The 6,373-nt window shown below is 48.5% G+C and carries 6 protein-coding genes and 1 tRNA gene; 6 read left to right on the top strand and 1 reads right to left on the bottom strand.

Annotated features, from left to right (window positions below; all coding sequences use genetic code 11):
• Window positions 1-103: 103 nt before the first annotated feature.
• Window positions 104-185: transfer RNA gene (locus QM657_RS12925), tRNA-Leu, on the bottom strand.
• A 141-nt stretch (window positions 186-326) separates the two neighbouring features.
• On the opposite strand from QM657_RS12925, the gene QM657_RS12920 reads away from it, so the two are divergent.
• From QM657_RS12920 to QM657_RS12895, 6 genes are read left to right on the top strand one after another with little or no spacing between them, the layout of a single operon-like run.
• A complete protein-coding gene (locus QM657_RS12920) occupies window positions 327-674 on the top strand; it encodes a zf-HC2 domain-containing protein (RefSeq protein ID WP_333648947.1) in 348 nt (115 codons plus the stop codon).
• Between the two features lie 11 nt (window positions 675-685).
• Window positions 686-3,211: a DNA polymerase I gene (gene polA / locus QM657_RS12915; RefSeq protein ID WP_415067083.1), complete on the top strand. Its 2,526-nt coding sequence runs from the start codon at window positions 686-688 to the stop codon at window positions 3,209-3,211.
• Window positions 3,212-3,226: 15 nt separating this feature from the next.
• On the top strand, window positions 3,227-3,862 hold the full coding sequence (coaE, locus tag QM657_RS12910) for a dephospho-CoA kinase (protein ID WP_415067082.1): 636 nt from the start codon (window positions 3,227-3,229) through the stop codon (window positions 3,860-3,862).
• Window positions 3,859-4,656: an MBL fold metallo-hydrolase gene (locus tag QM657_RS12905; RefSeq protein WP_415067081.1), complete on the top strand. Its 798-nt coding sequence runs from the start codon at window positions 3,859-3,861 to the stop codon at window positions 4,654-4,656. Before coaE ends, QM657_RS12905 begins: the two co-directional genes overlap by 4 nt.
• A gap of 15 nt (window positions 4,657-4,671) precedes the next feature.
• Window positions 4,672-4,947 carry an ACT domain-containing protein gene (locus QM657_RS12900; protein WP_415067080.1) on the top strand — a complete coding sequence of 92 codons (276 nt, stop codon included), beginning with the start codon at window positions 4,672-4,674 and terminating at the stop codon, window positions 4,945-4,947.
• 39 nt (window positions 4,948-4,986) lie between these two features.
• Window positions 4,987-6,351 carry a PFL family protein gene (locus tag QM657_RS12895; RefSeq protein WP_415067079.1) on the top strand — a complete coding sequence of 455 codons (1,365 nt, stop codon included), beginning with the start codon at window positions 4,987-4,989 and terminating at the stop codon, window positions 6,349-6,351.
• Window positions 6,352-6,373: the final 22 nt, after the last annotated feature.

The raw sequence follows: 6,373 nt of genomic DNA, 5'->3' as shown, positions 1-6,373 counted from the left end.
CGGGTGGTTTATATTTCGCACGCTTTGCGTGCTCAACAGGGTCACGACCCATAATTATAAAAAAGACATACCTTTCCTTTAAAGAAAGATATGTCTTTTTTAATGCCGATGGCCGGACTCGAACCGGCACGGAGATTATCCGCTTGATTTTGAGTCAAGTGCGTCTGCCATTCCGCCACATCGGCATGCTTCGAACTTCTTACAACGCTCATTATTCTATCATAGGATTTTCCATTTTGCAAGCGTTTTTTGTGATTATTAAATTGAAAATAGGCAGAATATATTGTATGATAGGAAAAGATAGGAATGAAGGAGGAGTCTGGACTATGACATGTAAGGAAGCGGAACGCCTGGTCATGCCATACATCAGGGATGAGCTGACAGATGAAGAACTCAGGGAGTTTCTGGAACATTTGGAAACGTGTCCGGACTGCCGGGAGGAGCTGGAAATTTATTTCACAGTGGAGGCCGGCATCAGACAGTTGGAGTCTGAAACAGGAAATTACAATATAAAAGGAGCTCTGGAGGCGGCACTTGAGCATTCAAGCCAGCGTCTTCAGGCCATAAGACTGATAAAGATTGCCAAGTATGCGGTGTCCACCTTAAGCATAATGGCATTAATTATTACGGTCCTTCTGCAGTGCCGCATATGGCTGCAGTTGGGCTTACTATGATGGGAGAACGTATGAGCAGAAAAAATGTAGTATTAATAGACGCAAGCAGCTTACTGGAAAGAGCCTTTTACGATCTTCCCGCCAATGGCGCCGCAGGGGTGCGCAGCCTGGTTTTGCAGGTGATGGAAGGGGAAGGGGCAGAACACCTGGCTGCTGCCTTTCATTTCCGGAAGGAAAAAACAGCAGTGCCGGGAGAGCTTTTAAAGCAGGAGGATATTTTAAAAGAATTTCTGGCCGGTATGGGAATTCCTGTTTTTGAAAAGGAAGGATATGATTCTTTAGACCTCATAGCTTCCCTTGTAAAAAGCTGCCGCGAGGACGGCGAAATTGTGATTCTGTCAGGAGACAGGAAACTGCTTCAGACCGCAGGGGAACATGTGGTGATCAAGATTCCTGCCGTCCATGAAGAAGAGCTGGAATTTAAGTCCTGGTCTTTGGAACGTATCATGGAAGAATACGGCGTGGAGCCTGAACAGTTAAATGGAGTTTTGGCCCTTTCCGGCGAATGGGGAATCGGCGAAAAAACTGCCCTAAAATTAATAAAACAGTATCAGAGTCTGGACAATCTCTATGGCCGCCTTGAAGAAATAGAATCCCCAAGAATCAGGGAAATCCTCTCTGCGCATCAGGAGGAGATCAGACAAAAGGAAAAGAACACGGCTTTGCGTGACGATGCCGGAGTGAGCCTGAATTATGATGCGGCTCTTACAGAACACTTTTTTACCAGTATATCCGATACAGAGGGAAATCCCTTTGAAGAAGAGGGAGATCATGAGGACACTTCCCTGGAATCCCGTTTCCAGGTGATTACAGACCTTTCAGAGGCAGAATCCCTGTTTTCCAAATGCACAGCAGGAAGCCGTCTTGGGCTTCAACTGGTGGTGGAGGAGAGAACTGTACAGGCTCTGTCCTTATGCTTAAGTGAAACCGAGTGCTTCTGCCTGATTCCTCAGGGTTTTCTCACACCTGGGTACCTGGCCCAAAAGGCCGGGGAAATCTGTCAGAAAGCAGAACGCGTGACCGTTTTTCATTTGAAAAATCAGCTTCCCTGCTTAAATGTCACCAGGGAAAATCCTGTATATGACGCTTCTATTGCAGGCTATCTGTTAAATCCCTCCAGGGATTCTTATGAATATCACGAACTGGCTGCGGATTACCTGGACTTATCCCTGCCTTCCAAAGCGGACCTTCTTGGAAAGAAGGGCTTTCAGCATGGATTTGAGGAAAACAGGGAAAATGCCGTTACCTGCGCCTGCTACATGGCTTATGTGGCATTCCTCTGCGGCGGCAGGCTGCTTGAAGAGCTGGAACGCGAAGGAATGGGTCCTGTATTTTATGAAATCGACATGCCTTTAGTTTACAGCCTGTTTCATATGGAAGAAGCGGGAATCCAGGTGGAGCGGGAACGGTTAAAGGAGTACGGAGACCGTTTAAAGGTGCGGATTAAAGAGCTGGAAGAGAAAATACACCAGGAAACAGGAGAGAACTTCAATATCAACTCTCCCAAACAGCTTGGCGAGGTGCTTTTTGACCACATGAAGCTTCCGGGAGGCAAGAAGACAAAATCCGGCTATTCCACCGCTGCCGATGTGCTGGAAAAACTGGCCCCCGATTATCCGGTGGTCCGGCTGATTCTGGATTACAGACAGCTCACAAAGCTGAATTCCACCTATGCTGACGGTCTGGCAGCCTATATCGGGCCTGATGAGAGGATTCACGGAACCTTTAACCAGACCATAGCAGCGACCGGAAGAATCAGCAGCACAGAGCCTAACCTTCAAAACATTCCGGTCAGGATGGAGCTGGGAAGGGAAATCCGTAAGGTCTTTGTTCCCAAGGAAGGGTGTGTGTTCGTCGATGCGGACTATTCCCAGATCGAACTGAGGGTACTTGCCCATATGTCAGGGGATCAAAGGCTGATCAATGCATATAAAAAGGCAGAGGATATCCATGCGATTACTGCCTCCGAGGTATTTCACGTGCCTCTCGATCAGGTGACTTCTCTCCAGAGAAGGAATGCAAAGGCCGTAAACTTCGGTATTGTCTATGGAATCAGTTCTTTTGGCTTGAGTGAAGGCCTTAGCATTGCCAGAAAAGAAGCCGGAGAGTATATTGAACGGTATTTTGAAACTTATCCGGGAGTGAAATCGTTTTTAGACGGGCTGGTAAATAAGGCGAAGGAACAGGGGTATGCGGTCAGCATGTTTGGCAGGCGCCGTCCGGTTCCGGAGCTGAAATCCACAAACTTCATGCAGCGTTCCTTTGGAGAGCGGGTGGCGATGAATTCTCCTATTCAGGGAACTGCGGCTGATATCATAAAGATCGCCATGATCCGGGTGGATCAGGCGTTGAAGGACCAGGGACTCAAATCCCGTATTGTTCTACAGGTTCACGATGAGCTTCTGGTAGAGGCTTATAAAGAAGAACTGCCCCAGGTTCAGAAGCTGCTGGTTGAGCAAATGAAGCATGCGGCTGATTTAGAAGTAGCTCTGGAGGTGGAGGCCAATGTGGGAGATTCCTGGTTTGATGCCAAATAAGGGGCTGGATGCGAGATGAAAGTGATAGGATTGACCGGAGGCGTAGGTGCCGGAAAAAGCCTGGTTCTTGGGATTCTTTCAAAGGACTACAAAGCGGAAACCATTGAGACCGACGAAGTGGCCCGCAGGCTGATGGAACCGGGAGAAGAAGGCTATACTGCGGTGGTGGCTGCTTTGGGAAACGGCTTTTTAAAACCGGATGGAACCATTGACCGCCCGCTTTTGGCTGCCCGCATTTTTACAGATGAAAAAGACAGGAAAACTGTGGATTCCATTGTCCATCCCATGGTATGGAAAACAGTGAAAGATAAAATTTCTGCTTCCCAAGCCGGACTTATTGTGATAGAATTTGCAATTATGGACAAAGAGGCAAAGGACTGCTGCGATGAAATCTGGTATGTCCGCGCATCGGAAGAGAACCGGGTCCGCCGTCTGGCAGAAAACAGAGGGTATACGAAGGAGCGCTCAGAAAGCATGATGGCAAGCCAGGCTTCTGAGGAAATGTTCCTATCCCTCTGTGACCGGGTGATTGAAAATGACGGCTCCATAGAGGGGCTTAGGGGCCAGTTGGAGAAGCTTCTTGGGGAAAGGGAAGATGTGCCGGGGAGAAGGAATCCCGGCGGGATGGAAACAGAAAAGAGGAGAATATGAGACTGGTAAGCATTGCAAGCGGAAGCAGCGGAAACTGCATTTATGTGGGCTCTGACACCACCCACATCCTGGTGGATGCCGGGATCAGCAACAAACGGATCGAGCAGGGATTGAATGAAATCGGAGTAAAGGGAAGCGAGCTGACCGGAATCGTGATCACCCATGAGCATTCGGATCACACAAAGGGACTGGGTATTTTAGCCAGGAAATACGGTGTTCCCATATATGGAACAAGGGAGACTTTAGAAGAAATATCAAAGCAGAAGTACCTTGGAGAGTATCCGAAGGAACTGTTCTGCTCCATCTGTCCTGACGTGGGATTTTTTCTGGGAGACCTGGAAGTGAAGCCATTTTCCATTGACCACGATGCGGCAAATCCGGTGGCTTACCGGATACAGCATGACCACAAGTCTGTTGCGGTTGCCACGGATATGGGACATTTTAACCAGTATATCATTGACCACTTACAAGGCCTTGACGCAGTGCTTTTGGAGTCCAATCACGATGTGAACATGCTGCAGGCAGGCCCTTATCCCTATTACTTAAAGCGCCGTATCCTGGGAGATCACGGCCACCTTTCCAATGAGAATGCGGGCAGGCTTTTATGCTGTATTCTCCATGAGAATTTAAAGAAAATCCTGCTTGGCCATTTGAGCAAGGAAAATAATTATGAAGAACTGGCTTACGAAACCGTAAAGCTGGAGATCGCTGAGGGAGACCATCCCTTTAAGGCATCGGATTTTTCCATAACCGTTGCAAAAAGAGATCAGATGTCAGAAATTATCACCGTATAAAAGAGGAGAAATACAATGAACAACAGAACGATTATTACAGTAGTTGGAAAAGACACCGTGGGAATCATTGCAAAAATCTGTACTCATCTGGCAGACAGCCGGGTGAATATCCTGGATATCTCCCAGACCATTGTACAGGGATTTTTCAATATGATGATGATTGTGGACATGAATGATGCAGCAAGACCTTTCGGAGAAATAGCCGATGAGCTGGAACGGCTGGGAGATGAAATCGGTGTTAAGGTAAAATGCCAGCGTGAGGAAATCTTCACCAGCATGCACCGTATCTGATGATGACAGCCAGGCTTAAGAAAAGGAAGGGTTTCCCATATGCTGAACATATTTGAAGTAAATGAGACTAATAAAATGATTGAGCAGGAGAGGCTTGATGTGCGTACCATTACTATGGGCATCAGCCTTTTAGACTGCTGTGACAGCGATTTAAATGCGGTCAATGAAAAGATTTACCATAAAATCACCACAGTTGCCAAAGACTTAGTGGCAGTCGGAAAGGAAATTGAGCGGGATTTTGGAATCCCCATCGTAAATAAGAGGATTTCCGTCACCCCCATTGCCATGGTGGGAGGCGCAGCCTGCAAAACTCCTGAGGACTTTGTGACCATTGCAGCTACCCTTGATAAGGCGGCAAAAGAAGTTGGTGTAAACTTTATCGGCGGGTATTCGGCCTTGGTGAGCAAGGGAATGACTGCTGCGGATAAGAATTTAATCTGTTCCATCCCCCAGGCCCTTTCCTGCACGGAGCGGGTATGCAGCTCTGTCAACGTAGGTTCCACTAAAACGGGAATCAACATGGATGCAGTGGCCCTCATGGGAGAAATCGTTTTAAAGACAGCAGAGGCCACCAGGGAACGGGATTCCCTTGGATGCGCAAAGCTGGTGGTTTTCTGCAATGCGCCTGATGACAATCCCTTTATGGCCGGTGCTTTCCACGGTGTGACAGAGGCGGATGCCATCATCAACGTGGGAGTCAGCGGTCCTGGAGTGGTAAAAACTGCCATTGAAGAGGCCCGCGGAAAAGATTTTGGCGTACTCTGTGAAACCATAAAGAGGACGGCATTTAAAATCACCCGCGTGGGACAGCTTGTGGCCCAGGAAGCGTCAAAACGGTTAAATGTTCCCTTTGGCATCATCGACTTATCCCTTGCCCCCACTCCTGCCGTAGGAGACAGTGTGGCGGAAATTCTGGAAGAGATCGGTCTGGAACGGGTAGGAGCGCCGGGAACCACCGCTGCTCTCGCCTTGTTAAATGACCAGGTGAAAAAGGGCGGAGTCATGGCTTCCTCTTATGTAGGCGGCTTAAGCGGCGCTTTTATTCCGGTCAGCGAGGACCAGGGAATGATCGATGCCGTCATTGCAGGAGCCCTCAATTTAGAAAAGCTGGAAGCGATGACCTGTGTCTGCTCTGTGGGACTTGATATGATCGCTGTTCCGGGAGACACCTCGGCTTCCACCATTGCGGGAATTATTGCCGATGAGTCCGCCATCGGTATGATAAACCAGAAGACTACCGCTGTCCGCATCATCCCTGTCATCGGAAAGTCCGTGGGAGAGACCGTAGAATTCGGAGGCCTGTTAGGCTACGCCCCGGTTATGCCGGTCAGCCGGTTTTCCTGCGAAAAGTTTGTGTCCAGAGGCGGACGGATTCCGGCTCCTATTCACAGCTTTAAGAATTAAGGGATGCAGGGAGACTACAGAG

This window comes from Lacrimispora sp. (assembly GCF_047605665.1).
GTDB lineage: Bacteria > Bacillota > Clostridia > Lachnospirales > Lachnospiraceae > Lacrimispora.
This window is presented reverse-complemented; position numbering and strand designations above follow the sequence as displayed.

Bases quoted from the DNA above. Each gene is read 5' to 3' on its own strand.
- QM657_RS12920 (WP_333648947.1), top strand. From the start codon at position 327: ATGACATGTAAGGAAGCGGAACGCCTGGTCATGCCATACATCAGGGAT.
- polA (WP_415067083.1), top strand. From the start codon at position 686: ATGAGCAGAAAAAATGTAGTATTAATAGACGCAAGCAGCTTACTGGAA.
- coaE (WP_415067082.1), top strand. From the start codon at position 3,227: ATGAAAGTGATAGGATTGACCGGAGGCGTAGGTGCCGGAAAAAGCCTG.
- QM657_RS12905 (WP_415067081.1), top strand. From the start codon at position 3,859: ATGAGACTGGTAAGCATTGCAAGCGGAAGCAGCGGAAACTGCATTTAT.
- QM657_RS12900 (WP_415067080.1), top strand. From the start codon at position 4,672: ATGAACAACAGAACGATTATTACAGTAGTTGGAAAAGACACCGTGGGA.
- QM657_RS12895 (WP_415067079.1), top strand. From the start codon at position 4,987: ATGCTGAACATATTTGAAGTAAATGAGACTAATAAAATGATTGAGCAG.